Annotated in this window: 24 protein-coding genes and 6 tRNA genes; 26 read left to right on the forward strand and 4 right to left on the reverse strand. The window is 41.7% G+C overall.

The window, feature by feature from the left end:
- Nucleotides 1–76 precede the first annotated feature (76 nt).
- The 7 genes from D9T12_RS06015 to D9T12_RS06045 all read left to right on the forward strand — a co-directional run bounded on the left by D9T12_RS06015 (nt 77) and on the right by D9T12_RS06045 (nt 1,152).
- Nucleotides 77–352 carry an HU family DNA-binding protein gene (locus D9T12_RS06015; RefSeq protein ID WP_130537331.1) on the forward strand — a complete coding sequence of 92 codons (276 nt, stop codon included), beginning with the start codon at nt 77–79 and terminating at the stop codon, nt 350–352.
- A gap of 157 nt (nt 353–509) precedes the next feature.
- Nucleotides 510–585: transfer RNA gene (locus tag D9T12_RS06020), tRNA-Val, on the forward strand.
- A gap of 1 nt (nt 586) precedes the next feature.
- A tRNA-Asp gene (locus D9T12_RS06025) sits at nt 587–663 on the forward strand.
- Nucleotides 664–751: 88 nt separating this feature from the next.
- Nucleotides 752–827, forward strand: a tRNA-Val gene (locus tag D9T12_RS06030).
- A gap of 8 nt (nt 828–835) precedes the next feature.
- Nucleotides 836–912 (forward strand) — tRNA-Asp (locus D9T12_RS06035).
- Nucleotides 913–991: 79 nt separating this feature from the next.
- Nucleotides 992–1,067, forward strand: a tRNA-Val gene (locus tag D9T12_RS06040).
- 8 nt (nt 1,068–1,075) lie between these two features.
- Nucleotides 1,076–1,152, forward strand: a tRNA-Asp gene (locus D9T12_RS06045).
- A 264-nt stretch (nt 1,153–1,416) separates the two neighbouring features.
- On the opposite strand, the gene D9T12_RS06050 is transcribed toward D9T12_RS06045, so the two are convergent.
- A complete protein-coding gene (locus D9T12_RS06050; RefSeq protein WP_130537332.1) occupies nt 1,417–2,193 on the reverse strand; it encodes an enoyl-ACP reductase FabI in 777 nt (258 codons plus the stop codon).
- A gap of 210 nt (nt 2,194–2,403) precedes the next feature.
- On the opposite strand from D9T12_RS06050, the gene D9T12_RS06055 reads away from it, so the two are divergent.
- From D9T12_RS06055 to D9T12_RS06070, 4 genes are read left to right on the forward strand one after another with little or no spacing between them, the layout of a single operon-like run.
- Nucleotides 2,404–4,737: an ABC transporter substrate-binding protein gene (locus D9T12_RS06055; RefSeq protein ID WP_240693134.1), complete on the forward strand. Its 2,334-nt coding sequence runs from the start codon at nt 2,404–2,406 to the stop codon at nt 4,735–4,737.
- A gap of 3 nt (nt 4,738–4,740) precedes the next feature.
- A complete protein-coding gene (locus D9T12_RS06060; protein ID WP_130537333.1) occupies nt 4,741–5,718 on the forward strand; it encodes an ABC transporter permease in 978 nt (325 codons plus the stop codon).
- Nucleotides 5,715–7,217, forward strand: a complete 1,503-nt coding sequence (locus tag D9T12_RS06065) for an ABC transporter permease (protein ID WP_240693135.1) — start codon at nt 5,715–5,717, stop codon at nt 7,215–7,217. Before D9T12_RS06060 ends, D9T12_RS06065 begins: the two co-directional genes overlap by 4 nt.
- A 15-nt stretch (nt 7,218–7,232) precedes the next feature.
- Complete coding sequence (locus D9T12_RS06070) at nt 7,233–8,957, forward strand: ABC transporter ATP-binding protein (RefSeq protein WP_130537334.1); 1,725 nt, start codon at nt 7,233–7,235, stop codon at nt 8,955–8,957.
- Nucleotides 8,958–9,037: 80 nt separating this feature from the next.
- Here the strand turns inward: D9T12_RS06070 and D9T12_RS06075 are convergent, their stop codons facing one another.
- The 3 genes from D9T12_RS06075 to ubiG form a co-directional block, all read right to left on the reverse strand.
- Nucleotides 9,038–9,745 (reverse strand): SDR family NAD(P)-dependent oxidoreductase, encoded by a 708-nt coding sequence (locus D9T12_RS06075; protein ID WP_130537335.1) that lies wholly within the window; start codon nt 9,743–9,745, stop codon nt 9,038–9,040.
- A gap of 119 nt (nt 9,746–9,864) precedes the next feature.
- Complete coding sequence (locus tag D9T12_RS06080; protein ID WP_130537336.1) at nt 9,865–10,527, reverse strand: HAD family hydrolase; 663 nt, start codon at nt 10,525–10,527, stop codon at nt 9,865–9,867.
- 2 nt (nt 10,528–10,529) lie between these two features.
- Nucleotides 10,530–11,246, reverse strand: a complete 717-nt coding sequence (gene ubiG, locus D9T12_RS06085; RefSeq protein ID WP_130537337.1) for a bifunctional 2-polyprenyl-6-hydroxyphenol methylase/3-demethylubiquinol 3-O-methyltransferase UbiG — start codon at nt 11,244–11,246, stop codon at nt 10,530–10,532.
- Nucleotides 11,247–11,498: 252 nt separating this feature from the next.
- Here ubiG and gyrA point away from each other — a divergent pair, with 252 nt between their 5' ends.
- The 15 genes from gyrA to rplI all read left to right on the forward strand — a co-directional run bounded on the left by gyrA (nt 11,499) and on the right by rplI (nt 26,385).
- Nucleotides 11,499–14,096, forward strand: coding sequence for a DNA gyrase subunit A (gene gyrA / locus D9T12_RS06090; protein WP_130537338.1), 2,598 nt, complete (start codon nt 11,499–11,501; stop codon nt 14,094–14,096).
- A 79-nt stretch (nt 14,097–14,175) separates the two neighbouring features.
- Complete coding sequence (serC, locus tag D9T12_RS06095; protein ID WP_130537339.1) at nt 14,176–15,267, forward strand: 3-phosphoserine/phosphohydroxythreonine transaminase; 1,092 nt, start codon at nt 14,176–14,178, stop codon at nt 15,265–15,267.
- A gap of 130 nt (nt 15,268–15,397) precedes the next feature.
- The gene (gene pheA, locus D9T12_RS06100; RefSeq protein WP_130537340.1) at nt 15,398–16,513 is read left to right on the forward strand and encodes a prephenate dehydratase; all 1,116 of its coding nucleotides are present in this window, start codon (nt 15,398–15,400) and stop codon (nt 16,511–16,513) included.
- 21 nt (nt 16,514–16,534) lie between these two features.
- On the forward strand, nt 16,535–17,638 hold the full coding sequence (hisC, locus tag D9T12_RS06105) for a histidinol-phosphate transaminase (protein WP_130537341.1): 1,104 nt from the start codon (nt 16,535–16,537) through the stop codon (nt 17,636–17,638).
- Between the two features lie 9 nt (nt 17,639–17,647).
- On the forward strand, nt 17,648–18,556 hold the full coding sequence (locus D9T12_RS06110; protein WP_130537342.1) for a prephenate dehydrogenase: 909 nt from the start codon (nt 17,648–17,650) through the stop codon (nt 18,554–18,556).
- 45 nt (nt 18,557–18,601) lie between these two features.
- A complete protein-coding gene (gene aroA, locus D9T12_RS06115) occupies nt 18,602–19,939 on the forward strand; it encodes a 3-phosphoshikimate 1-carboxyvinyltransferase (RefSeq protein WP_130537343.1) in 1,338 nt (445 codons plus the stop codon).
- Nucleotides 19,940–19,951: 12 nt separating this feature from the next.
- Complete coding sequence (gene cmk, locus D9T12_RS06120; RefSeq protein ID WP_130537344.1) at nt 19,952–20,617, forward strand: (d)CMP kinase; 666 nt, start codon at nt 19,952–19,954, stop codon at nt 20,615–20,617.
- 199 nt (nt 20,618–20,816) lie between these two features.
- Complete coding sequence (gene rpsA, locus D9T12_RS06125) at nt 20,817–22,478, forward strand: 30S ribosomal protein S1 (protein ID WP_130537345.1); 1,662 nt, start codon at nt 20,817–20,819, stop codon at nt 22,476–22,478.
- Nucleotides 22,479–22,597: 119 nt separating this feature from the next.
- Nucleotides 22,598–22,903, forward strand: coding sequence for an integration host factor subunit beta (locus D9T12_RS06130; protein WP_130537346.1), 306 nt, complete (start codon nt 22,598–22,600; stop codon nt 22,901–22,903).
- 144 nt (nt 22,904–23,047) lie between these two features.
- Nucleotides 23,048–23,380: a LapA family protein gene (locus D9T12_RS06135; RefSeq protein ID WP_130537347.1), complete on the forward strand. Its 333-nt coding sequence runs from the start codon at nt 23,048–23,050 to the stop codon at nt 23,378–23,380.
- Nucleotides 23,381–23,390: 10 nt separating this feature from the next.
- Complete coding sequence (gene pyrF / locus D9T12_RS06140; RefSeq protein WP_130537348.1) at nt 23,391–24,092, forward strand: orotidine-5'-phosphate decarboxylase; 702 nt, start codon at nt 23,391–23,393, stop codon at nt 24,090–24,092.
- 290 nt (nt 24,093–24,382) lie between these two features.
- Nucleotides 24,383–24,739, forward strand: a complete 357-nt coding sequence (gene rpsF, locus D9T12_RS06145; protein WP_130537349.1) for a 30S ribosomal protein S6 — start codon at nt 24,383–24,385, stop codon at nt 24,737–24,739.
- Nucleotides 24,740–24,741: 2 nt separating this feature from the next.
- On the forward strand, nt 24,742–24,969 hold the full coding sequence (gene rpsR, locus D9T12_RS06150; protein WP_130537350.1) for a 30S ribosomal protein S18: 228 nt from the start codon (nt 24,742–24,744) through the stop codon (nt 24,967–24,969).
- Nucleotides 24,970–25,029: 60 nt separating this feature from the next.
- Entirely contained in the window at nt 25,030–25,920 is an 891-nt protein-coding gene (locus tag D9T12_RS06155; RefSeq protein ID WP_130537351.1) for a DUF2232 domain-containing protein, read from the forward strand.
- 15 nt (nt 25,921–25,935) lie between these two features.
- The gene (gene rplI / locus D9T12_RS06160) at nt 25,936–26,385 is read left to right on the forward strand and encodes a 50S ribosomal protein L9 (RefSeq protein ID WP_130537352.1); all 450 of its coding nucleotides are present in this window, start codon (nt 25,936–25,938) and stop codon (nt 26,383–26,385) included.
- The last annotated feature ends 145 nt before the right edge of the window (nt 26,386–26,530 follow it).

The following is a 26,530-nucleotide window of genomic DNA, read 5'->3' on the forward strand; positions in this document are numbered from 1 at the left end:
TCTCTAAAGCCCTTGCTATAAATGTTTCAGCCTCTGGCTTATTAAATATACAAACAATAAACCCATGGAGAATCACATGAATAAATCTGAACTAGTCGCTGCAATTGCTGAAGAAGCTGGATTAACAAAAGCGGATGCAGGCAAAGCATTAGATGCAACGGTTAAATCAATTACAAATGCAATGGCATCTGGTGACTCAATTGCTATTATCGGTTTTGGTACTTTTGCGGTAGGTGAGCGCGCTGCACGTACAGGACGTAACCCTCAAACAGGTAAAGAAATGCAAATTCCTGCGGCTAAAGTTCCTAAATTTAAGCCAGGTAAATCACTTAAAGATGCTGTTAACGGATAAACAGTAAAAAACACGAAAAAATGATTAAAAGTGTTTGACAACTTCTTTTAGCTCTCTATAATACGCCACATCAATTAAGCGCGGCTTTAAGAGAGCTGAAAGACAGAGCTAGAGCGGCTTTGAGAGCGTCTAGAATTTTTGTCTAACATGTTTAATTGGGTGATTAGCTCAGTTGGGAGAGCATCGCCCTTACAAGGCGAGGGTCACTGGTTCGAGCCCAGTATCACCCACCACGGAGCGGTAGTTCAGCTGGTTAGAATACCTGCCTGTCACGCAGGGGGTCGCGGGTTCGAATCCCGTCCGCTCCGCCATATTTTTGAAATGAGTCTTAGGACTCATTTTTTATGCAACAAAATAATTGCATGATTAGCGTGTGACTTAATAAAACACGGTTTATCTGGGTGATTAGCTCAGTTGGGAGAGCATCGCCCTTACAAGGCGAGGGTCACTGGTTCGAGCCCAGTATCACCCACCATACAATTTGGAGCGGTAGTTCAGCTGGTTAGAATACCTGCCTGTCACGCAGGGGGTCGCGGGTTCGAATCCCGTCCGCTCCGCCATTATTCAAGCAAGTTCAGGACTTGCCCAACAAACGCTGAGATTGAATTCTCATAAGACGTTAGTGTTGAAACCAATCCTGGGTGATTAGCTCAGTTGGGAGAGCATCGCCCTTACAAGGCGAGGGTCACTGGTTCGAGCCCAGTATCACCCACCATACAATTTGGAGCGGTAGTTCAGCTGGTTAGAATACCTGCCTGTCACGCAGGGGGTCGCGGGTTCGAATCCCGTCCGCTCCGCCATCATTCAAAGCCACTTAGGAATTTTCTTAAGTGGCTTTTTTATTGCCTAAAATCTTGCTATAAAATTACCGGCCGGTAGAGTTTAGGAACAAAAAAACCAGCACATGGCTGGTTTCATACAAACGTTAAAATGAAATACAGCCATAGGCTGATTTTATCTTAAAGCGAGGAGAAAGTTTTCTGTTCGAGGCGTAGAGAGCGTAGTTTAGTTTGTCCAAATGAGCGAGCTACAACAAAGAACAGGAGGCTTTTAACCGCTATTACTTAGTTGGAGGCTGTGATGTTGTATCCGCCATCCACATAAGTCACTTCACCAGTAATACCTGATGCTAAATCTGAGCACAAAAAGGCTGAAGTATTCCCAACTTCTTCAATCGTTACATTACGGCGTAGAGGCGTTGATTGGGCTGCTTTATCTAGCATTGAACGGAAGTCTTTAATACCAGCGGCAGCTAATGTGCGAATTGGACCAGCAGATACAGCGTTGACACGAATGTTATCTTGACCAAGATCTGCTGCTAAATAACGAACCGTAGCTTCTAATGACGCTTTTGCAATTCCCATGACATTATAGTTTGGAACAGCACGTTCAGCTCCTAAGTAAGAGACAGTTAAAACCGATCCATTGCTCTTTTTCAACAATTTATGGGCTGCTTTAGTGCAAGCGGTTAGAGAATAAGCAGAAATATCGTGGGCGATTTTAAAGCCTTCACGAGTTGATGCATCAATCATGCGACCTTCGAGTTCTTCACGTGGTGCAAATGCAACAGAATGAACAAGAATATCCAAACCATCCCATTTTTGTCCAATTTTAGCCATGACTTCATCAATTTGAGCATCATCAGCAACGTCAAGTGGTAATACTAACTCTGAACCGAGTTCTTCAGCGACCTTTTCAACGCGACCTTTTAATTTTTCAGTTTGATAAGTTAAGGCAATTTCAGCGCCTTGTTCGCGCATCTGCTTTGCAATACCATACGCAATCGATTTATTGTTAGCGACACCTATAATTAACGCTTTTTTACCACTTAGGAATCCCATTGTGTTTCTCCAGTGTTTTGTCTTTAGTTGGTTCTGATGTCTTGAAATTAACTGTAGCAAGATGTTAAACATCAGGTAGAATCGGAGCTCATTATAACGTTTATTTCAGTTAAAAAAGTTGGTTATAATGGCTGCTATTACAGATTGATGCGTCATCAGGCCCAAACAAATAGTCAAATGAATTGAAAGAAATTCGAGGAGATCAGGGATTTGAAAATTTCATCATTTCATGACGATAAGAAAATATTAGTTTTAATTTCTTTTTTGTTTTTGTGCGCTTTGTCTATGCTCATGCAATATACAAATGTGAACGCTAGTTGGAATTCACCCAACGTAACCTCAAGCGACTCTAATAAGAAAACACTTTATAGTAGTTTCAGTGCTTCACCAAAACACCTCGATCCAGTTCGATCCTATAGTTCAAATGAGTGGGCAATTATCAGTCAAATATATGAGCCACCACTTCAATATTATTATTTTAAACGACCTTATGAACTCCAGCCATTAACATTAAAATCCATGCCTAAGCTTGTATTTTTGGATAAAAACTTTCAGCGCGTTTCAGAATCTCAAAAAAACAATGGTCAATTTGACTATACAAGGTACGACTTTGAACTGAGGGAAGATGTGTTTTACCAACCTCATCCTGCGTTTGCTAAAAATAACAATGGTTATCTGTATCACCGTCTTGACAAGAAAATTGAAACGCTCAAAAAGCAAAATAATCCAGAGAAAGTATCCGAACTTGAAAGTATCAAAAAACTTTCCGAGTTTGCAAAAGTTGGTAGTCGCCAGCTTGTTGCAGATGACTATATTTATGCCATAAAACGTATGGCTGTCCGTCAGAATCATTCACCAATTTTAGATACAATGAAACAGTATATTGTTGGTTTAGATGCATTTAGTCAAAGCATATCTCAGCAGTTAAAGTCTGAATTGGAAACTTCTGGTAAGTCTTTGAAAGAGCACTATTTTGATCTTGGTCAACATGGCATAAAAGGCGTTAAAAAACACTCCGACTTTTCATTTTCGATCCTAATAAAAGGGCACTATCCTCAGTTTCTCTACTGGATGAGTATGAACTTTTTTGCTCCCATTCCTTGGGAAGCCATGAAGTTTTATCAACAACCTTTTATGAATGAAAGAAATCTTACATTGGATACTAGTCCGGTTGGAACGGGGCCTTTTTACTTGGCTGAAAACAACCCGAATCAACGGATGCGTTTGGTAAAGAACCCAAATTTTCATCCGGAGGCTTTTCCTGAGGTTCCTAATGATTTTCCCGAAAACCTAAAACAAAATTACCAAGAAGACACTGGTAAAACTTTACCTTTGATAGATGAGGTGATTTATTCTTTGGAGAAAGAATCAGTTCCGCTTTGGAATAAATTCTTGCAAGGTTACTATGATGCCTCTGGTGTCAGCTCTGACAGTTTTGATCAAGCCATTTCCGTTTCGAGTAATGGAAATTTAGGTCTGACATCAGCGATGAAAGAAAAGGGCATTCAGTTTCTCAATGCGATTCAGCCGACTATTTTCTATTTTGGGTTTAATATGGCCGACCCTACTGTTGGCGGTTACTCTGAAAAGCAGCAGAAATTGCGTCAAGCGATTAGCATCGCTATCAACTTTGAAGAGTATATTTCCATATTTTTAAACGGTCGAGGCGTAGCTGCACAAAGCCCGATTCCACCGGGTATTTTTGGACATCAGTCTTTACCGGCCGGTATAAATTCCCAGGTATATCATTTGGACGGTGAGCGAATTAAACGTAAATCCTTGCAAGAGGCTAAACAGCTTTTGGCTGATGCGGGTTATCCAAATGGTAAAAAATCTGATGGCACACCTTTACAGCTTTTTTATGACACTGCGGCTACTGGACCTGATAGTCAGTCGATGTTGAATTGGTACCGAAAGCAATTTGCAAAGTTAGGCATTGAGTTGGTTATTCGTGCGACAGATTACAACCGGTTCCAAGATAAAGTGCGAGGTGCAAAAGTCCAGATGTTTTCTTGGGGGTGGAATGCGGATTATCCAGACCCTGAAAACTTCTTATTTTTACTTTATGGCGGTAATGCGGCCATAAATACTAATGGTTCTGGCATTAATAGCGCCAACTATGATAATCCAGAATTTAATCGTCTTTTTAAACAGATAAAAACCATGGGAAATTCACCTGAACGTTTACGTCTAATCGAACAGATGATTCAAATAGCTCAAAAGGACGCGCCTTGGGCTTGGGGATTCTACCCAAAATCCTTAGCGCTTTATCACTCTTGGCTACGAAACCTTTGGCCAAATGCCATGGCGAACAATACGCTTAAATATCGTAATGTTGATGCCCAATTGCGCAGTCAACAACAAGAAAAATGGAATCAACCAATTGTATGGCCGCTATGGATTTTGTTTGCGATACTACTGATTAGTATTTGGCCTCTTTATAGCGCTTATCGTAAACGCCAAAATTACCGAGTGCAAAGTCACCAAGAAGAAAGCGTCATAACCCACTCCGATGAACTCAACCGAAAAATAAAGGAGTCATAACGAATGTTTGCTTATATTATTCGTCGACTTCTGTTTGCAATACCGATTCTAATAGGGGTCAATTTCATAACGTTTGCGCTCTTTTTTATGGTAAATACGCCGGACGATATGGCTCGTGCTCAATTGGGAGCAAAGCAGACATCGCCTGAAATGATTCAAGCTTGGAAAGAAGAAAGAGGGTACGATAAACCTTTATTTATCAATGACCAAGCACATGGTCTTTCTATTGTCTCTGAGACGTTATTTGTTCAAGAATCCTTAAAACTGTTCTCATTCGATTTTGGACAATCCGATGCCGGCCGGCAGATTTCTAGTGATATTCAAGAACGAATGATTCCCAGCTTGGCGATTGCTTTACCGACTTTCTTGATCGGTTTAATCACAACCATTGCGATTGCACTGTTAATTGTCCTGTTTCGAGGCACGGCTTTGGATACTGTGACCATGATGATTGCCGTCGCTATTATGTCCATATCTGGACTGTTTTACATCATTGCCGGTCAAGTATTATTTAGTAAAATGCTGCATTGGGTTCCGATTTCTGGCTATAGTGATGGGATAGATGCATGGCGTTTTTTGATTTTACCGGTTCTGATAGGTGTGTTTGCTGGGCTGGGTAGTGGTGTCCGATGGTATCGCAGTATATTTCTTGAAGAAATGAACAAAGATTACGTAAGAACAGCAAGAGCTAAAGGTGTAAGTGAAATAAAGGTTTTATTTACGCATGTGTTACGTAATGGATTTCTACCGATTTTGACGGGGGTGGTCGTTGTTATTCCGACATTGTTTATGGGGAGCTTGATTATGGAATCCTTTTTTGGCATTCCAGGACTGGGCAGTTACACCATTGATGCCATTAATGCTCAGGATTTTTCTATTGTGAAGGCTATGGTCTTTTTAGGTTCTGTGCTTTATATCATCGGCTTGATTCTCACCGACATTTCTTACACCTTGTTTGATCCTAGAGTAAAACTATCATGATCGGTTCTTTGATTGATTTTTTGGACTCCTCCTATTCACTTGAATGGGTCATGCTTTGGACCGATGTCATGGTTTGGGGGATTTTGATTGCTTTATTACTTGGGATTCGATCCATTCGCCGGTCGTTACAGTCTCGTCGTCAATGGCTACAGGTCTTTGAATCGCCGATTGCCATGGCATCCGGTCTCATTCTATGTGTCTATTTCGCAATCGCTTTGGTCGACTCGGTGCATTTCAAAATCGTGTCACCTCAAACAGAAACTCAAACCCTTGAGCAGTTCGAAGGCGACGACAGATTCAACTTATCGCCCGCTTTAGAAGGGCGGGTATTTAGTGTTCTAGATACGATTTTTGTCCATCTTTTGGAGCGCAATGAGCGAACCTATTCTGCCCCCTTTGCTTTGACAGAATATTCCTCGAGTGTTCAGTATTTGGCCAATGGTGACGTTGAACAAGTCTATCTGCCCCTAAAGTATGCAGGTCAGCATCTTTTGGATATCAATAGAAACCAACTAAACGTCAACACTGAATCTATCTCGATGGGTTGGGATATCACAGAAAAAACCAGTAGCGTTATGATTACCAGTGTTCTGGTTGTGGTTGTCATTCTCCTTTTTCAGCTCTATTGGCGCATGCATAGTCTAATCTTTCGTGCAAAGCCAGAAATGGTTGGGGAGCCGATTCATCTTCCTTGGAAAACCTTCTACATTACTTTATTCATCATTATATTTACGCTTATATGGCTTTATGAGATGAGTCAATACTATTATGTATTGGGAACAGATAAAGTTGGTCAAGATGTTTTGTATCAATCGATCAAGAGTATTCGAACAGGGGTGATGATTGGCCTATTAACGACATTGGTGATGTTACCTCTCGCGCTCTTTTTGGGAATAAGCGCAGGGTATTTCAAAGGGTGGATTGATGATGTCATCCAGTACCTTTATACCACCTTAAATTCCATTCCAGGCGTATTACTAATTGCTGCTGCGGTATTGGTGATGCAGTCCATCTTAGCGCAAAATCAGGATTGGTTCGGGTCGACAGAAGAACGAGCTGATTTAAGATTATTATTTTTGATTCTGATTTTAGGAATCACCTCATGGACAGGGTTGTGCCGTCTGCTTCGAGCTGAAACCTTGAAACTATCACAACTTGAATACGTGCAATCTGCAAGAGCCTTTGGCCTAAGCGGTTTTAAAATCATTACTAAACATATTATGCCTAACTTAATGCACCTCGTGTTAATCGCCCTAGTGCTTGATTTCAGTGGCTTAGTGCTAGCTGAAGCGGTTTTGTCCTACGTTGGAGTTGGGGTTGATCCCACGACACCAAGTTGGGGGAATATGATTAACCAAGCGCGTTTAGAGATGGCACGAGAGCCGATGGTTTGGTGGTCTTTACTATCGGCGTTCACCTTTATGTTTATTCTGGTGTTAGCCGCCAACCTTTTTTCAGACAGAGTTCAGCGCGTACTCGATCCGCGTGGAAAAAACTAATAGGAATCCGTTCAAATGCAGGAAGTTCTCCCAGAACCGGTATTAAAAGTTCAGAATCTATCTGTTCAAGTCGCCAATGATCTGCTGATTAATCGCATCAGTTTCTCCATTCAAAAAGGGGAAATCTTTGCATTGGTCGGCGAGTCTGGAAGCGGAAAATCCTTAACCTCTTTAGCGATTATGCGCTTACTACCTGAAGCGCTAGATATCGTCGATGGCGATATTTTTCTTCAAAAAGACTCTCTGTTTTCAATGACCGAGTCACAAATGCAAAAAGTCCGTGGCAGACGAATTGCCATGATTTTCCAAGAACCGATGACCTCGTTAAACCCTGTTATGAAAGTTGGCATTCAAGTGCAAGAAGTCATTAGCCGACATCTGAAGCTTTCAGGTAGAGCAGCTCGCCAAAAGGTGGTGGAACTTTTCGAGGAAGTCGGAATTCCGGATGCTGCCGAACGTTTTCATTGGTACCCTCATCAATTGTCAGGCGGGCAGAAACAGCGCGTTATGATCGCTATGGCACTGGCGTGTGAACCGGATGTTTTAATCGCCGATGAGCCGACTACCGCTCTGGATGTAACGATTCAGGCCCAAGTCTTAAAATTGTTAAGAAAAATTCGTGATGAGCGTCAGTTGTCCATTTTGTTTATTACACACGATATGGGCGTGGTCCATGAAATGGCCGATACAATTGCGGTCATGAAGAGCGGAAAGATTATTGAGCAAGCGTCTAAGGAAATGTTTTTTGCAAATCCACAGCAAGACTATACGCAACAATTACTGTCAGATGCGATTCCAAAACCTATTTCAATCGCACCCACGACTTCCAATCTGGAAAATAATGAAGAAGATTCCATCACTTTACACCGGCCGGTAACTTCTGAAAGTTCGGTTGTCACGCTATCCGATGACTTATTGCGTTTGGATGATATTAAAATTCATTTTCCCATTAAGAAAGGGGTTTTTCAGCGCACGGTCGGTCACGTCAAGGCGGTGGATGGCGTGAGTTTAAAAATTCCTAAAGGAAAAACCCTTGCTTTAGTCGGGGAGTCTGGAAGTGGAAAAAGTACACTTGGTATGGGAATTTTAAAACTGGTCAAAATGACCTCCGGAAAAGTCTTTTATCAAGCTCATAACAACTCTGAACAGGAGTTAACGCACCTAAGTGAAAGACAGATGCGGCCGCTACGCAGAAAAATCCAAGTTATCTTTCAAGACCCATTTTCCGCCTTAAATCCTAGAATGACGATTGGTGAAATCATCCGTGAGGGAATGGTCAGTTTAAAGGTCGGTTCTCAAGACAAAAACGAGCAACGCACTCGTGTTGAAGAGTTGCTTGTTCAAGTTGGGTTAGAAAAATCGCATATCCATCGTTATCCACATGAGTTTTCCGGTGGTCAACGTCAGCGGATCGGAATTGCGCGAGCTTTAGCAGTAGAGCCGGAGTTAATTATTTGTGATGAGCCGACCAGCGCCTTAGATGTATCGGTAAGAGCGCAAGTGCTTGGATTGTTGAAAGAGTTACAGGAAAAATATCACCTGTCCTATCTGTTTATTACGCACGATCTTTCCATTATTCCAAGCATCGCACATGAAGTGGCGGTTATGCAAAAAGGCAAGATTGTCGAGCAGGGTCCAGTTGAAGAGGTCATGCGTCACCCAGAGCACGCATACACTCAATCTTTGCTCGCCTCTGCACCAGAATTAGTTCGAAATGCGTTGAATATATCTGTCGCCTAAAACCAAGCCATTTCTAGGGGAGCCTAATTTCCCCAAATAATTTCGCCCTTGATTCATTATTAGCCTTATAGGGCGAATATTTATGGCGTGGAGATTATCTCAATGAAATCGGTTGAAGGCTTGTCCATGATTCCCATTTTTGTTAAAAGTTCCACCGCAATTTCTGAGGTTTGAGGTAGTTGCATTGGATTTTCACCCGGAAATAATCGTCCGCGAGCTTCGGTAGCAAAGGCTGGTGTGCGTGCGATGTAGCAGTGTAGGCACTTCTCACAATGTTCATTTGCAAGACTTTTTATCAGTTGTTCCAGTCCTGCTTTGGCAACACCGTAGGCTCCGTAAAAAGCGGGTTTATCAAAACAGTCTTTATCACTTATGGCGACTAAATCCCCCTTGGCTTTTAAGAGCAATGGCAAGGTTTGCTGGATCAGTTGAAAATTGGCATTCAGATTGGTGTGCATGACCTCATACCATTGCTTCGTATCAAAGTGCTCAATCGGTGTGAAGGCTGGCAAAATTGCGGCATTCAGAAACACCCCATCCAATTTGCCAAACTCTGTTTCAATGACTTGCCCAAACTCTTCCCAATTTTGTAAATCCGCTCCTAATAAGTCTAGAGGATACAAAGCTAACCGGCCGGTAAATTCTTGTTGTTGAAGCTGGTCAGACAAGGCATTTAAACGCTGTAAGTCTTTATCCAGCAGAATCATCTGATGGCCAAGTGCGTAGAGTTGTTCAGTAAGTGTGCGACCTAAACCTTGAGCGGCACCGGTAATAAGATAGGTTTTCATAAAGTGGTTCTTTTATTTTATCTTTGTATTAGGCTGTAAAAGTTTTGCAGGCTATCTCTGGATGAAATTAATTTAGCAAAGTATTTTTACATCCTCAATGCAAGTGAGTAGATACATTTTTAAAGTGTTTGAATAAATTCGCTGATTTCATAAGGAGTATGGAAGTCATAATCTGCATTCCAGTCACTGGCCGATGCGGTTTTGGGTAAATAGCCAAAAAATGCAGAACCCGTTTGCATATTTGCATTTTTGCCCGCTTCAATATCACGAGGGTGATCTCCCAGATACAGGCAATGTTCTGGATCGACACCACACTGTTTTGCAGCCAGCAACATAGGCTCAGGGTCTGGCTTTCGCACTTTTAAGGTGTCACCACAAATCACAGTATACGGCTCAGAAGGAAATACGAAAGACTCCAATAGTTTTTTCGTTAACCAAGTGGGTTTATTGGTCACAATACCCCATGGGATTTCATTTTCTGCCAAGTACTCAAGCCCGGAATGTAAGCCTGGGAATAAGTCAGTGTGAAGTGCAATATGATTAAAATATACCTCCAAAAAGAATTGTCGTTTTTCCTCCAGCGCATCGCCTGTTAAATCCGCAAATGCCAACTGAGTGACCGCCAAGCCACCTTGGGAAACTGTATTTCGGATGGTTGAATAATCGACCACTGGCCGGTTAAAAGCTTCACAGGTTTTTTTCAATGCATAGGCAAAATCATAGGACGTATCTAAAAGGGTTCCGTCTAAATCAAACAGAACACATTCAATCGGTTTTTGCATGATTAAGCCTCTGGTTTACGAAATGCCATAATGTAGTTAATCGATAAATCTTTATTTAAGGCGTAACGTTGTAATAATGGATTGAATTCAACCCCAACACTATCAATGAGTTCCAGTCCCGCTTGACGTGCCATCGCCGCCATCTCAGATGGTTTAATAAATTTATCCGGGTCATGAGTGCCTTTGGGAACCAAATTTAGAAGGTTCTCAGCGGCATAAACCGCTAGCAATTGAGATTTTAAATTTCGATTAAGTGTTGAGAAAAAAACTAAACCGCCTGGTTTGACAGCGTGGGCTGCGGCAGAAATAATCGCTTGCGGATTTGGAACATGTTCCAGCATTTCCATGCAGGTCACTATATCGTGTGTTTCTGGGTTTAGAGTTGCATACTCTTCAGCGGCGATAAGCTGATAATCGACCTTTATTTGTGCGTCTAGTGCATGCAATTTGGCGACTTGCAACACCTGTTCGGCCAAGTCGATTCCTGTTACATTTGCCTGTAGTTGCGCCATGGATTCTGACAAGATTCCACCGCCACAACCAATGTCCAAAATTGACCGGCCGGTTAAACATTGGTGTTGTTGCATATATTGCAAACGTAATGGATTGATTTTGTGTAAAGCACCAAATTCGCCATCTTCGTCCCACCATTTATGACTCAGGCGGTTGAAGTTATCTAACTCTTTGGTATCGGCATTATTGTGTTGTTGTGTACTCATTGATTAGGAGCCATAAGATTCATTTAAAAACGTGTCTGCGATTATACCCAAAACTGTTAAAAATTCCTTGCGTGAATCTCTACCGGCCGGTAGAAAACTAAAATAAAATTATCGTCTAGGTGGCGAGAAAAAAATAAAAGTGGCTAGAAGGGCTTTATTTTGGCTTTTAAGGCTATTTTTAGTCAATCGAAAGCATTTTGCGCATATAATATAACCCCTAAAAATAATATGAATCAGTAGTCAGGATACCCTATGTCTGAATTTGCCAAAGAAATTGTCCCCATTGCACTTGAAGATGAAATGGAGCAATCCTATCTGAGTTATGCGATGAGCGTTATTGTTGGACGCGCGCTACCAGATGTTCGTGATGGTCTCAAGCCGGTTCACCGTCGTGTGCTTTATGCCATGAACGAATTGCGTAATGATTTCAATAAGCCTTATAAAAAATCTGCCCGTATTGTCGGGGATGTCATCGGTAAATATCACCCGCATGGTGACATCGCTGTCTATGACACGATTGTTCGTATGGCCCAGCCGTTTTCATTGCGTTATATGCTCGTCGATGGTCAAGGAAACTTTGGTTCAGTTGATGGTGACTCTCCTGCAGCCATGCGTTATACCGAAATCCGCATGTCGAAAATTGCCCACCAACTGTTAGCAGATTTGGATAAAGAAACCGTCAATTTTCACGAAAACTACGATGGCTCTGAAACCGAGCCAACAGTATTACCAACACGTATCCCAAATTTATTGGTGAATGGATCCTCCGGGATTGCAGTCGGGATGGCGACCAATATCCCACCTCATAACTTGAATGAAACCATTAATGCGTGTTTGGCGTTTATTGATAATCCGCAAATTGATATTACAGGATTGATGGAACACCTTCATGGTCCAGATTTCCCGACGCACGGTATTATCAATGGAACTGCAGGGATTCGCCAAGCTTATGAAACCGGTCGTGGTCGAGTGCAAATGCGCGCTCGTACAGAAATCGAGACCGATAAGAACGGCAAAAACAAAATCGTTGTCAAAGAAATTCCTTATCAGGTTAATAAAGCCAAATTAATTGAGCGTATTGCCGAACTGGTGAAAGAGAAAAAGATTGAAGGTATTACTGCTCTGCGCGATGAGTCAGACAAGGATGGTATGCGCATTGTGATTGAACTTCGTAAAGAAGAAGTTCCTGAAGTCATTATTAATAATCTTTACAAGCAAACATCAATGCAGACGGTGTTTGGTGTCAATATGGTCGCGCTGATTGATGGCCAGCCAAAACTTCTCAACCTGAAGCAAGTCATCGAAGCCTTTGTGAAACACCGCAGAGAAGTGGTGACCCGCCGTACGATTTACGAGCTTCGTAAGGCTCGTGAAAAAGCTCACGTTTTGGAAGGTTTAGCAGTTGCCTTGACCAATATTGATGAGATGATCGAGTTGATTAAAGCGTCACCAAGCCCAGCAGTTGCGAAAGAGCGCATGCTGGAACGTGATTGGCCAATTGGTTCTGTTGTCGATTTATTAGATCGTGTCGAAATGGATGATGTTCGTCCAGAAGATTTACCGGCCGGTTTTGGTGCGGATGGCGCAATCTATAAACTGTCACCTGTTCAGGCGCAAGCCATTCTGGAAATGCGTTTACATCGTCTAACAGGGCTTGAGCAAGACAAAATCTTGGAAGAATATCGAGGTTTGATTGCAAGAATTGCTGAATTCCTTGAAATCCTACGTAACCCGGACCGTTTGACTGAAGTGGTGAAAGAGGAGTTACTAGAGGTTGTAGAGAACTTTGGTGACAAGCGTCGTACAGAAATCGATCACGCTTACCAAGATTTGGATGCCGAAGATTTAATCGCCGAAGAAGACCGAATTGTCACACTTTCGCGTGATGGTTATATCAAAACTCAGCCTTTAAGTGATTATCGTGCACAGCGCCGTGGTGGTCGAGGCAAATCCGCAACAGCGATGAAAGAAGAAGACGAGATTGGTCAACTATTTGTCGCCAGTACACATGATATGCTGTTGTGTTTCTCGAACCGTGGCAAGATGTACTGGCAAAAAACTTGGCAGCTTCCTTTAGCCAGTCGCGGTAGTCGTGGTAAACCAATTGTCAATATCTTACCTGTTGAAGAAGGGGAGTACATTACATCAGTGCTACCTGTGAATGAATTTGATGAGCGTGTTGTCTTTATGGCGACACGTAATTCTGTCGTGAAACGGGTCGCCCTTAAAGACTTCTCTCGTCCTCGTGCCAATGGCATTATTGCGGTGGATCTCTTGGAAGACGATGAATTGGTTGGTACGGCTTTAACCGATGGAGAGCAAGAAATTATGCTCTTTAGCGATATCGGAAAAGCGATACGTTTTAAAGAATCCGATGTCCGTGTGATGGGGCGCACTGCACGTGGTGTTCGCGGTATGAAGTTACCGGCCGGCGCTAAGGTAATCAGCATGCAGGTTGCCAAACCGGAGCAACTTATTTTGACGGCAACCGAAAACGGTTACGGGAAATGTACACCAGTAGACGATTACTCAACCATCAACCGTGGTGGTCAGGGTGTGATTTCCATCAAAACCACTGATCGTAATGGTTCAGTGGTCAGTGCAGTTTCAGTCAGTACTGATCAAGAGATGGTATTGATTACCAATAAAGGGACTTTGGTACGTACCCGTGTCTCGGAAGTCTCTGTAGTTGGCCGTAATACCCAAGGCGTTAAACTGATTAATGTCGGTAAAGGTGAGCAGGTCGTAGGTCTTGCGGTGGTTGATGTTGAGGTTGAGGTCGACGATGAGTTGGAAGAGGAGATTGTTGCAAATGATTCTTCAAATACTGACCAAGCAACAGAAGAATAATTATTTAGAAGGGCTAAGATGTTTTTGCTACAAACATCATTAACCCATTCTTGAATTAAATTTTTAAGGATTTATCCAAATGCGTTCATTTAATTTTAGTGCAGGTCCGGCGATGTTGCCGGAAGCGGTCATGAAAAGAGCACAAGACGAATTTCTTGATTGGAATAACACGACCATGTCAGTGATGGAAATGAGTCACCGTAGTGCAGAGTACCTATCGGTTGCACATCAAATGGAAGCTGACTTACGCGACGTTATGAATATTCCTGAGAACTACAAAGTTCTCTTCTTACATGGTGGTGCATCGCTTCAGTTTGCAGGGATTCCAATGAACCTTACACAAGCTGGCGATACGGTAGATTATTTTGATACCGGTGTATGGTCTGCGAAAGCAATCAAAGAAGCCAAGCGTTATGTCAATGTCAATATTGTCGCCGGTGGTGGTCAAAACCCTACCGAAATTCCCGACAGTTCTGAATGGAAGTTTTCAGAAGACGCCAAATATATACACATTTGTTCAAATGAAACCATTACGGGCGTTGAGTTTAAAGAAGCGCAACTAGAGCAAGTGTTTGCACAAGGCAAACCTGTGATTGCCGATATGTCATCAAACATATTATGTCGTGAAATTGATGTCTCGAAATACGGCATGATTTACGCTGGTGCTCAGAAAAATATCGGTCCAGCCGGTTTGGCGATTGTGATTGTCCGAGAAGATCTGATTGGCCACGCACGATCTGATTGTCCAAATTTAATGAACTGGAAGACTTATGCAGATAACGAATCAATGTTCAACACTCCAAATACTTGGGCATGGTATTTAGCGGGTCTTGTGTTTGATTGGATTAAAACTTCTGGCGGGGTTAAGGCCATTGCTGAAATCAATCAGCGTAAAGCGCAAAAATTGTATGACTACATAGACAATTCAGGCTATTACAGTAACTCAATAAAAGTTGAACAGCGCTCATGGATGAATGTTACCTTTAATTTGCCAAACGAAGATTTGAATGCGGATTTTCTGGCACAAACTAAAGCGGTAGGGCTTTTGAGTTTGAAAGGACACAAAGCCTTTGGTGGAATGCGTGCCAGCATCTATAATGCGATGCCTGAAGCGGGCGTGGACGCACTGATTGACTTTATGCAAAAATTTGCACAATCTAATCCTGTGTAACATACTTCGCAATCCTTAAAGGGCAACGATTTTTTTAGAATAATCGTTGCCCTTTAATAGTTTACCGGCCGGTATATTTGCGCCTTAAAAGACAAAACTAAGCAATTAACTAAGTATTAATTAAAAGATTATGAGCGAAACAGTTTCAGTACCTAATCCAGAAGAAGCGCAGCAGCTTTTAGAAATCCGTAATCAGATTGATAGCATTGATCGCCAAATTCAAGAACTTTTGGGTAAGCGAGCTCAGTGTGCGCAAAAGGTTGCGGATATTAAAACGCAAGGTGGTACGGTGGAGGCTGTGTTTTACCGTCCAGAACGCGAGGCGCAAGTTTTACGTGCGGTAAAAGAACGTAATCAAAGCTTACTGCCGGATGAAACAATGGCCAAGCTTTTTCGTGAGATTATGTCGGCATGTTTAGCACTTGAACAACCGGTTACAGTTGCGTATTTAGGTCCAGAAGGTAGTTATACCCATGCAAGTGTCATAAAACAATTTGGTTCCTATGCTCACCCTCATGCCGTTTCAACTATTGAAGAAGTGTTCGAATCAGTCGAAAGAGGTGAGACGCAATACGGAATAGTACCGCTAGAAAATTCGACTGAAGGTGCAGTTAAGCAAACACAAAACAAACTAATTGAAACCTCTCTCACCGTTTCTGGTGAAGTTGAGTTGGCGATAGATCACTGTCTGTTGTCAAAAGCGATCTCTACGGATCAAGTAAAAATAGTGCGAGCCCATCCTCAGGCGTTAGGGCAATGTGAAAACTGGTTAAGAAATAATTTGCCATGGGCACAATTGGAAGAAGTTGATTCTAATGCAGCAGCAGCGGTAATGGCACAAAATGATTCGACTGTTGCTGCAATCGCTTCAGAACAGGCTGCACGAATTTATGATTTGACGGTTTTGGAATCCCATATTTCAGATCAAAAAGGCAATAGCACTAAATTTTGGCTTTTAGGCAAAGAAAAGGTTGAGCCTAGCGGTGATGATAAGACAGCATTATTGGTATCAATTAAAAATGAATCGGGTGCTTTGTTGAATCTTTTGGAATCCTTTTATTCTAGAGCGATTAATATGACTCGGATCGTTTCACGTCCATCCAATAATAAACAGTGGGATTATATGTTTTTTATTGATGTTCAAGGACATCAGGACGAAGAGCCCTTAAAAACTGCTTTAGCTGAAGCAAAAAAACTATGTGACTTTTATAAAGTGCTCGGCTCTTTTCCCGTTTCTCCACTGTAATTTAAACGAGTTCTTTTCTATATGACCATCAATTTCAAATCTCTATGTAATGAGTATGTGCAAGGTGTCAATCCTTACATTCCAGGTAAACCTATTAGTGAGTTGCAGCGAGAACTTGGCTTAACACGTATTTCAAAACTAGCCTCAAACGAAAATCCTTTGGGTTGTTCGCCAATTGCGGTCGAGGCAATGCAAAAGGCAGCTTTAGATATTGCACGATATCCCGATGGTAACAGTTATCAATTGCGCGATGCATTGGCTGAGTTTTGGAAAGTTCGTTCAAATCAGATTTTGCTAGGGAATGGTTCCAACGAAGTCTTGGAGCTCATTGCGCGAACTTTTGCAGGATCGGGTGATGAAATTATCTTTTCGCAATATGCCTTTGCCGTGTATGAGATTTCCACACAACTGGTGGGTGCGACGCCGATTAAAGTCCCCGCCAAAGGCTTTGCTCACGACTTAGAGGCGATGGCATCCGCAATTACTGACAACACCAAGATTATCTATATTGCGAATCCAAATAACCCAACCGGAACAGTGTTTGATCAATCCGTCTGGAATGAGTTTATTGTCAAAGTGCCTAAAAATGTCTTGGTCGTGGTGGATGAAGCTTATATTGAATACGCCCAAGCGAAAATGGTCAATGACTATCCTGATGTCATGCAAGATTTGGAATCCTATCCGAATATATTGATAACTCGTACATTTTCTAAGGCATATGGCTTAGCCGGATTGAGAATTGGTGCGTTAATCGCTCAATCAGAAGTGATTGACCTGATTCAGCGTGTGCGAGAACCTTTTAATGTGAATGCAATGGCCCAAGCAGGGGCTCTGGCTGCTTTGCAAGATCAAGCATTTATTAAGCAATCCATTGTCTTGAACAATCAAGGAATGCAGCAAATTGAAGATTTCCTGAATGAAAAAGGCATTAACTTTATTGAATCCTATGGAAATTTCATTACCGCAAGGTTTAAAAATGCATCACAGTTAAACCAAGAGTTACTGAAAGAAGGGGTAATTGTCCGACCACAAGCCGGTTACGGCATGACGGACTATTTGCGTATCTCGATTGGTTCTGAAACGGAAAATCAGCACTTTATTGAAGCTTTAACTAAGCTTGCATAGACAAAAAAAATGATAAAAAAAACCTTACAAGATGTAGAGAAAATTGAGTGTCCTAAACTCAATAAAATTACCATTATTGGCGTTGGATTGATTGGTGGCTCTTTTGCGAAAGGCATCAAACAACTTGGACTTGCTAAAGAAGTCCATGGATTTGGTCATAATGAAATCAACTTGCAAACAGCCATAGAATTAAATGTACTTGACTCTTATAGCATAGATATTAAAACTGCCGTTCAAGATTGTGATTTACTCATGCTCGCTGTGCCTTTAGGAGCAATGTCATCGATTTTTAAGGAGGTGGCAAAATATCTACCGGCCGGTGCTATTATCACTGATGCAGGTTCTGCAAAACAGAGTGTAATTGATGCTGCTCAAACGGCCTTTGGTGAACTTCCTGAAGGTTTCGTTCCGGGACACCCCATTGCCGGAAAAGAAAAAAGCGGTGTAAGTGCATCGGATGAAAGTTTATATATAGACCATAGAGTAATCCTAACGCCGACAGATAGGAGTTCCTCGCAATCTATTGAAGTTGTTGAGAAAATTTGGAAATCATTAGGTGCAAATGTTGAAAAAATGTCGGCCAGTTTTCATGATGAAGTGTTTGCAGCAACTTCACATCTTCCTCATCTATTGGCGTTTGCGTTAGTTGAGATGTTGCATGAACATCCAGAACTTGGCAATGTGTTTAAATATACCGCTGGTGGTTTTCGTGACTTTACACGAATTGCTTCCAGTGATGCGACCATGTGGCGAGACATTTCAGTGACCAATCATAAAGCGATTGCCAAATGGTTGACTGAATACCGTGATTATTTAAGCGATATGATTCCGCTGGTCGAAAATCAAAATGCTGATGCCTTATATGAACTGTTCGAAACGGCAAAGCACGCTCGCGATCAACATATCGTGAATAGATAAGTGCATAAAAAAGAATTAAATTTTAAGAACTTAGAGAATAAACTTATGTCTAATATTCAATTCCATGTCCAGCCGGGTGGCAAAATTCAAGGCCGTGTGCGTGTTCCGGGTGATAAGTCAATTTCACACCGCAGTATTATGTTGGGTTCTATTGCTGAAGGTACCACTACGGTCACTGGTTTTCTTGAAGGAGCTGATGCCTTGGCAACTTTGAATGCATTCCGAGAGATGGGGGTTGAAATTGAAGGGCCGATCGATGGTAAAGTCATTGTTCATGGGGTGGGTCTTAAGGGGCTTAAAAAGCCTAGTAAACCACTGGATATGGGGAATTCAGGTACCTCAACACGTCTGCTAGCAGGGATTATTGCAGGGCAAGACTTTGATGTAACACTTGTCGGTGATGCTTCGCTCTCGAAACGACCAATGAAACGCGTAGTCAACCCATTAACTGAGATGGGGGCACAAATTGAAACGCAAGAGGGCGGAACTCTTCCGATGTTGATTAAAGGTAATGGTGAGCCTTTAAAAGCGATTGACTACACACTACCAATGGCGAGTGCTCAAGTTAAATCTTGCGTATTGTTGGCAGGACTTTACGCCGATGGAAAAACATGTGCGCTAGAACCTGCACCAACTCGAGACCATACTGAACGTATGTTGAATGGTTTTGGTTATGAAGTGAAATCCAAAAAAATCGATGCTCAGCAAACAAAAGCTTGCTTGCAAGGTGGCGGAAAATTAACCGGAATGCATATTGATGTACCATCCGATATTTCGTCAGCCGCTTTCTTTATGGTTGCAGCGGCGATTTCAGAAGGTTCAGATCTTGTTATTGAACATGTTGGCATGAACCCAACGCGTACCGGCATTATCGATATTCTAAAACTGATGGGAGCGGACTTAACGCTAGAGAACTTCCATGAAGTCGGTGGAGAGCCCGTTGCAGATGTGCATATAAAATATGCCCCATTAAAAGGAATTGAAATCCCTGAAGAATTAGTGGCACTTGCGATTGATGAATTCCCTGTATTATTTGTGGCAGCGTCTGTGGCAGATGGTAAGACGGTTCTTACCGGTGCGGAAGAATTACGTGTAAAAGAGTCTGATCGTATTCAAGTTATGGCAGATGCTTTACAAGCGGTAGGTATTGATGCCCAACCGACACCTGATGGCATGATTATTACCGGCGGTGTGCAATCTAAACAAACCGCTGAAATCCAGAGCCATCATGACCACCGAATCTCTATGGCGATGACTGTAGCAGGGCTTCGTGGCGCTGATACCATTGTGATTGATGATTGTGCCAATGTGAATACATCCTTCCCGATTTTTTTGGATTTAATTAATAAAGTCGGTATGAATGTCAAAGCGGTTAAGGCCTAAAGGATTCCAGTGATGACAGCACCAATTATTACCATTGATGGACCAAGTGGTGTCGGTAAAGGCACACTTGCACAGTGGCTTGCGTGTAAAACCGGTTTTCACTTTTTAGACAGTGGGGCGATTTATCGATCCCTTGCTTATGGTGTTATGCAGAAAAACCTATCAATAGATAATTTAGAGCCGATTATTGAGCTTGCCAAAATGCTCCCCGTCGAATTTAAAGCCACATCGATTTTGTATAATGGTCAAGACATTACCTCAAAAGTGCGTACAGAAGAGGTTGCTGCAATTGCTTCACAAGTCGCTCCGGTTCCCGAAGTTCGAGTGGCATTGTTGCAACGTCAAAAAGATTTTGCCCAGCTGCCAGGCTTAGTCGCGGATGGTCGCGATATGGGAACAGTGGTGTTTCCAGAAGCTCCGGTCAAACTCTATTTAACCGCTTCCGCAGAAATTCGAGCTGAACGACGTGTTAAACAGTTGAAAAACCAAGGAAATGATGCTAACATCGCGCAAATTATTCAGGACATCAAGGAACGTGACGAGCGAGACTCGAATCGTAAAACGGCTCCATTGAAGCCTGCCGACGATGCATTCCTGATTGATACTTCTAATCTCGATATTGATGAAGTTTGTCAAAAAGCGGAATCAATACTTTGGGATAAAGGTATTTTGAAATAGCAGTGAATATTAGCTTTATGAGCTAACTATTTGATCTGTAATGATTTTTAAAATCCCTAGGCTTTTCGGAGTCTGGGGTTTTGTTTTTTATTACCGGCCGGTTGGGAATGGCTGGTTACTTGAAACTGACCCGACTGATTTACCAATACTCCCATTGGCAGTAAAACAGACGGATAGGAAAATTTTGGTATATATATCCATGAGTGAATTATCTTTCGCTGAATTATTTGAAGAATCACTAAAGAGTGAAAAATTTAATGCAGGTTCTCTAATCATCGGTACCGTTGTTGGTATCGATAAGGAAGCTGTACTTGTCGACGCTGGTATGAAATCAGAGTCTGCAATTCCAAAAAACCAATTCATCGATGCTGAAGGCAATCTAGAAGTTGCTGTAGGTGACGAAGTAGAAGTTTATTTGGAAACTTTAGAAGATGGTATGGGTGAAACTCGTCTTTCTCGTGAGAAAGCAAAACGTGCGAAAACCTGGGATCGTCTTGAAACGGCTATGGAAGAAGAAGAAGTCGTTAAAGGTTTCGTTACTGGTAAGGTTAAAGGTGGTCTTACTGTTGACGTTGAAGGTGTACGTGGTTTCCTACCTGGTTCTCTTGTGGATATCCGTCCTATCCGTGACTTCGGCTTCTTGGAAGGTAAAGAAGTTGAGCTAAAGCTTGTTAAGTTAGATCGTAAGCGTAACAACGTGGTTGTTTCTCGTCGTGCAGTCATTGAACAAGAATCTTCTGCAGAGCGCGAAGCGATTCTTGCGAGCATGGAAGAAGGTTCAGTACTTAAAGGTATCGTTAAGAACCTTACTGACTATGGTGCGTTTATCGATCTTGGTGGTGTTGATGGTCTTCTTCACATCACTGATATGGCATGGCGTCGTGTTAACCACCCATCTGAAATCGTTCAAGTTGGTGATGATATCGAAGTTAAGGTTCTTAAGTTCGACAAAGAGCGTAACCGTGTATCTCTTGGTCTTAAGCAGCTTGAAGAAGATCCTTGGGCAGATATGGTGTCTCGTTACCCTATGGGTGCAGAAGTTGCTGGTAAAGTGGCTAACATCACTGATTACGGTGCTTTCATTGAAATCGAAGATGGCATTGAAGGTCTTGTTCACACTTCTGAATTGGATTGGACAAACCGTAACATCCACCCATCTAAAGTGGTTCACCTAGGTCAAGAAGTTCGCGTCAAGATTCTAGATGTTGATCAAGAACGTCGTCGTATTTCTCTATCGATTAAACAGTGTACTGTTAATCCTTGGGAAGGCTTCTCAGCGACTCACGCTAAGGGTGACAAAATCTCTGGTTCTATCAAGTCAATCACTGATTTCGGTATCTTTATCGGTCTAGATGGTGGTATCGATGGTCTTGTTCATTTGACAGATATCTCTTGGAACCAGCCAGGTGAAGAAGCCATTCGTGACTTCAAGAAAGGTGATGAGCTAGAAACGATCATCTTGTCTATCGACCCAGATCGTGAGCGTATCTCTCTAGGTCTTAAGCAGCTAGAACAAGATCCATTCGGTCAGTTCATGGCAGCGAACGGTAAAGGTTCTATCGTAACTGGTACTGTTAAGTCTGTTGACGAGCGTGGTGCAGTGATTGATTTAGCTCCTGAAGTTGAAGGTTACCTTCGCGTTCAAGAACTTGTAGAAGATACTCGTGATGCTTCTTCAGTTCTTAAAGAAGGTCAGGACGTTACGGCTAAGATCGTTAATGTAGATCGTAAAAACCGTTCAGTTTCTTTGTCTGTTAAAGCGAAAGAAGCTCATGACGAGCAAGAAGCGATCAAAGGTTACAATGAGCAACAACCTGTTACAGGTAACACTCTTGGTGATCTACTTAAAGACAAAATGTAATCTGACGGATTCATAGTCCAAACCGGCTGGTAACTTTACCGGCCGGTCAAATTTGGTCTTTTATTGTTTCCACAATAATCCAGAACACTCAGTTTAAACATTTTAAAGAGTAGACTCAGATGACCAAGTCAGAACTAATTGAACTCATTGCACGTCGTCAGACACAATTTTCACAAAAAGATGTGGAAATTGCAGTGAATCAAATTGTCGATTCTATGATAAATACCTTATCGCAAGGCGATCGAATTGAAATTCGTGGTTTTGGGAGTTTTAGTCTTCATCATAGAAAAGCGCGTGTTGGACGTAATCCAAAAACAGGTGAAACTGTTAAGTTGAATGATAAACGTGTTCCGCACTTTAAGCCTGGAAAGGCTTTACGCGAGGCAGTTGATCAATCTAAAGATTACACTGACATTATCGCTTAATCAAAAGGGAGCTTATTGCTCCCTTTTTTATTTTTTCCAAAAGTCATGTTCTCGTATTTTTTGTTAGTTAATTCTGAACTATCATTCAAATCTCTGTCTAACTCTTCTATAATTCAAGCATCATTCGCTTGGATTTAGAGTCAAATGTTAAAAATCATATCTTTAATTGCAACAGTTTTATTTTTAGCCGCCGGTATTCTTTTAGGCGTTTTAAATCCAACACCTATTAAGCTCGATTTATTCTGGTTAACACCAACATTACCGTTAAGCCTGATTATGGCATTTATGTTTATTTTTGGGTTGTTTCTTGGTTCATTGTTAATGGTTCCAAAGGTTCTACGTCTTCGTTGGCAGTTGAATAAGGAATCTAAGCGAAACCGTAAACAAGCAAATCAAATCATTGAACTGAAAGCAGAGCTTAGTAAAAAACAAGAGGCAGAACAGCCTTCAAATCTACCTGCATTAAACAATAAATAAAGAGAGTTTCATGTCTACAAACGATCCGAAAGTTGTCATAGCCTTAGACTTTGCAAACAGTGAATCGGCTAACCAATTTGTTTCCGAACTTAACCCTGAAGATTGCCGTTTAAAAGTTGGAAAAGAGTTATTTGCAGTGGCAGGGCCAGAATTTGTAAAAGGTTTGGTTGATAAGGGTTTTGATGTTTTTCTGGATTTGAAGTATCACGATATTCCAAATACTGTTGCTAAGGCGGTGCAAGCAGCGGCAAGAATGGGGGTTTGGATGGTGAATGTTCACGCATCGGGTGGATCGAAAATGATGAAGGCTGCAAAAGAGGCGCTAGCAGAATTTGAAAATCCTCCATTATTAATTGCCGTTACCGTTCTCACATCAATGCAACAAGAAGATTTAGCTGAACTTGGGCTTAATATTGAACCCAAAGAACAGGTAAAACGCTTAGCAAAATTAACGAAAGCGTCAGGATTAGATGGGGTTGTCTGTTCTGCGCAAGAAGTGGAAATGCTTCGTAAAGAAATTGGCAATGATTTTTGTTTGGTGACACCGGGTATTCGACCGGCCGGTAGCGATGTCAATGATCAAAAACGTATTATGACACCGAAAGATGCGTTAACTGCTGGTTCGAGCTATCTAGTGATTGGTCGTCCAATTACTCAAGCACAAAGTGCAGTTCAGGCTTTACAAGATATTAACCAATCAATTCAAAATTAATTAACAGCTAATAGGCCAGTTTATTGTATTGATTAGCGATTTTTCAAAATCGCAATAGGATCTTATGTTTGGCTTTACCAACAACAGAGTGTCTTGTGCAACTGTTTAAGGTCCTAATTGATACAATACTATAAAATTAAATTATTGTTATTTAAAGGCAAAGCCGTTATAATCCGCGACTTTCACGCATAAGTGTGATTTCCTTGTCTCACCACTATTTGGTTTTCATAAGTAATTACGATTTCTGAATTTTAGGGAGACTGACTTTTTATCCATAAGGAGATAGTTAAATGCGTCATTATGAAGTCGTATTTCTAGTGCACCCTGATCAGTCTGAACAGGTTCCTGCAATGGTTGAGCGTTACCGCGCAATGATCGAACAATCTGGTGGTGCTATTCACCGTCAAGAAGATTGGGGTCGTCGTCAATTAGCTTACCTAATCAATAAAGTCCACAAAGCACATTATATTCTAATGAACATCGAATGTGATTCAGATACGCTTGCTGAACTTGAAAACGCTTTCTACTATAACGATGCTGTTTTACGTAGCATGGTTGTTAAGCAAAAAGAAGCGATTACTGAACCTTCAGTAATGATGTCTAAGAAAGATGACAAAGGCGATAAGCGCCAAGCAAGAGGAGCGTAATCATGGCACGTGGATTTGGACGTAAAAAATTCTGTCGTTTTACTGCGGATGGCGTAAAACAAATTGATTACAAAGACATGGATACTTTGAAAGCCTACATTACGGAAACAGGTAAAATTGTTCCTAGCCGTATTACAGGAACAAGCGCTAAGTATCAGCGTCAATTAGCAACTGCGGTTAAACGTGCGCGTTACATCGCTTTGTTGCCATATACCGATCAACACAAGTAATTTTGTTTGACGGAAAAAATTAATAAACAAAATTTTAAATAGCAGAGTCAAAGGAACCTTATGCTGGGCATTGCTAACTACTCCATGAAAGGGCCAAAACAGGCAGCGATTGCAGTAGTGCTTTCTTCCGCATTAAGCGTAATACTTGCACCCATCGGTTTAATTACCGGCGGGTTAATCGCTTTGGTTACCTTGAGAATTTCAAGCATAGAAGGCTTTAAGTCTCTTGCTTTGGCGGTGGTGGCACAACTTGCTGTTACCATGATGATTACCGGTAATGCGTTGCCGGCTTTTATTGCCATAATGGAATTCCTTTTGCCGGTTTGGGTTCTCAGTGTTGTATTACGCGAGACTCAAAGTTTTGCAAAAACTCTGCAAGCTGCACTAATATTTATTGCCATAGGTTTGGCGCTATTCCATTTAAGTGTGTCGGATACCGCGGCTTACTGGTTAGCGCTCTACAATGAAACCATTGCACCAGTGCTTGCTGAAGCTAAGGTCGAATACGATTTAGAGCTCATTACACAGTTAGCTAATATGGTGACCATGCTAATCGCAGTTTTTGCTTTAGTCTTATGGTTTTCGATTGTTTTGATCGGCCGATGGTGGCAAAGCCAGTTATATGCGCCTGGACAGTTTCGCAAAGACTTTTATGAGTTACGTGTTTCTAGCCAGACGGCTTATGCAGGAATTGCAATTTCGATTGCATCACTTGCTCTAGGTCAAACAAATGGTTTGATTTATGATTTAACCGGGCTTTTTATTGCAGTATTTATGTTTCAGGGATTAGCGATTGCCCACGCAACCGTTGACCAAAAGCAAGCCAGTGTTGGTTGGCTTGTTGGAATATATATTTTGTTATTTATATTTCCACAAACGATGCTGATATTAGCAACCCTCGGCTTGATTGACACTTGGATGGATTTCCGACGCCGATGGGATTCTGAATAAATTGAGGTTTAAGCCATGAATGTTATTCTGCTTGAAAAAGTACAAAATCTAGGGACTTTGGGTGACCAAGTTTCTGTAAAATCAGGTTACGCACGTAACTTCTTGATTCCACAAGGTAAAGCAAAAGCTGCAACGAAAGAAAATATCGCTGAGTTTGAAGCACGTCGTGCGGAATTAGAAAAAGCTGCGGCAGCACAACTAGCTGTAGCACAAGGTGTTTACGAGAACCTAAACGGTCAAGTAATCACAATCGAATCTGTTGCTGGTGATGAAGGTAAACTATTCGGTTCTGTTGGTACTCAAGACATCGCAGATGCTCTTAAAGCTGCTGGCTTTGAAGTTGAGCGTCGTGACGTCCGTATGCCTGAAGGTTCTTTACGTTTTGTTGGGACTTTTGAAATCGATGTTCAGTTACACACTGACGTTGTTGCTTCAATTACGGTTGAAGTGAAAGCTGCTGAATAATTTTTAAAATTATTTTTTGCTTTAAAAACGGCCTTTCGAGTTTTCGGAAGGCCGTTTTTTATTTCTACAACCGCCTTTCTTACATAGTATTTAACCGGCCGGCTAAGTATAATGAGCAGTCATATTTACGCCCATAACTTAACGC

It is taken from the genome of Thiomicrorhabdus indica (assembly GCF_004293625.1).
GTDB classification, from domain to species: Bacteria; Pseudomonadota; Gammaproteobacteria; order Thiomicrospirales; family Thiomicrospiraceae; genus Thiomicrorhabdus; species Thiomicrorhabdus indica.

Excerpts from the sequence above, each read along its gene's own strand:
- pyrF (WP_130537348.1), top strand. The coding sequence starts at position 23,391 with ATGTCTACAAACGATCCGAAAGTTGTCATAGCCTTAGACTTTGCAAAC.
- D9T12_RS06135 (WP_130537347.1), top strand. The coding sequence starts at position 23,048 with ATGTTAAAAATCATATCTTTAATTGCAACAGTTTTATTTTTAGCCGCC.
- rpsF (WP_130537349.1), top strand. The coding sequence starts at position 24,383 with ATGCGTCATTATGAAGTCGTATTTCTAGTGCACCCTGATCAGTCTGAA.
- D9T12_RS06065 (WP_240693135.1), top strand. The coding sequence starts at position 5,715 with ATGATCGGTTCTTTGATTGATTTTTTGGACTCCTCCTATTCACTTGAA.
- D9T12_RS06060 (WP_130537333.1), top strand. The coding sequence starts at position 4,741 with ATGTTTGCTTATATTATTCGTCGACTTCTGTTTGCAATACCGATTCTA.
- D9T12_RS06110 (WP_130537342.1), top strand. The coding sequence starts at position 17,648 with ATGATAAAAAAAACCTTACAAGATGTAGAGAAAATTGAGTGTCCTAAA.
- D9T12_RS06070 (WP_130537334.1), top strand. The coding sequence starts at position 7,233 with ATGCAGGAAGTTCTCCCAGAACCGGTATTAAAAGTTCAGAATCTATCT.
- D9T12_RS06050 (WP_130537332.1), bottom strand. The coding sequence starts at position 2,193 with ATGGGATTCCTAAGTGGTAAAAAAGCGTTAATTATAGGTGTCGCTAAC.
- D9T12_RS06130 (WP_130537346.1), top strand. The coding sequence starts at position 22,598 with ATGACCAAGTCAGAACTAATTGAACTCATTGCACGTCGTCAGACACAA.
- pheA (WP_130537340.1), top strand. The coding sequence starts at position 15,398 with ATGAGCGAAACAGTTTCAGTACCTAATCCAGAAGAAGCGCAGCAGCTT.
- rpsR (WP_130537350.1), top strand. The coding sequence starts at position 24,742 with ATGGCACGTGGATTTGGACGTAAAAAATTCTGTCGTTTTACTGCGGAT.
- rplI (WP_130537352.1), top strand. The coding sequence starts at position 25,936 with ATGAATGTTATTCTGCTTGAAAAAGTACAAAATCTAGGGACTTTGGGT.
- D9T12_RS06075 (WP_130537335.1), bottom strand. The coding sequence starts at position 9,745 with ATGAAAACCTATCTTATTACCGGTGCCGCTCAAGGTTTAGGTCGCACA.
- gyrA (WP_130537338.1), top strand. The coding sequence starts at position 11,499 with ATGTCTGAATTTGCCAAAGAAATTGTCCCCATTGCACTTGAAGATGAA.
- serC (WP_130537339.1), top strand. The coding sequence starts at position 14,176 with ATGCGTTCATTTAATTTTAGTGCAGGTCCGGCGATGTTGCCGGAAGCG.
- aroA (WP_130537343.1), top strand. The coding sequence starts at position 18,602 with ATGTCTAATATTCAATTCCATGTCCAGCCGGGTGGCAAAATTCAAGGC.
- rpsA (WP_130537345.1), top strand. The coding sequence starts at position 20,817 with ATGAGTGAATTATCTTTCGCTGAATTATTTGAAGAATCACTAAAGAGT.
- D9T12_RS06155 (WP_130537351.1), top strand. The coding sequence starts at position 25,030 with ATGCTGGGCATTGCTAACTACTCCATGAAAGGGCCAAAACAGGCAGCG.
- D9T12_RS06015 (WP_130537331.1), top strand. The coding sequence starts at position 77 with ATGAATAAATCTGAACTAGTCGCTGCAATTGCTGAAGAAGCTGGATTA.
- cmk (WP_130537344.1), top strand. The coding sequence starts at position 19,952 with ATGACAGCACCAATTATTACCATTGATGGACCAAGTGGTGTCGGTAAA.
- ubiG (WP_130537337.1), bottom strand. The coding sequence starts at position 11,246 with ATGAGTACACAACAACACAATAATGCCGATACCAAAGAGTTAGATAAC.
- hisC (WP_130537341.1), top strand. The coding sequence starts at position 16,535 with ATGACCATCAATTTCAAATCTCTATGTAATGAGTATGTGCAAGGTGTC.
- D9T12_RS06080 (WP_130537336.1), bottom strand. The coding sequence starts at position 10,527 with ATGCAAAAACCGATTGAATGTGTTCTGTTTGATTTAGACGGAACCCTT.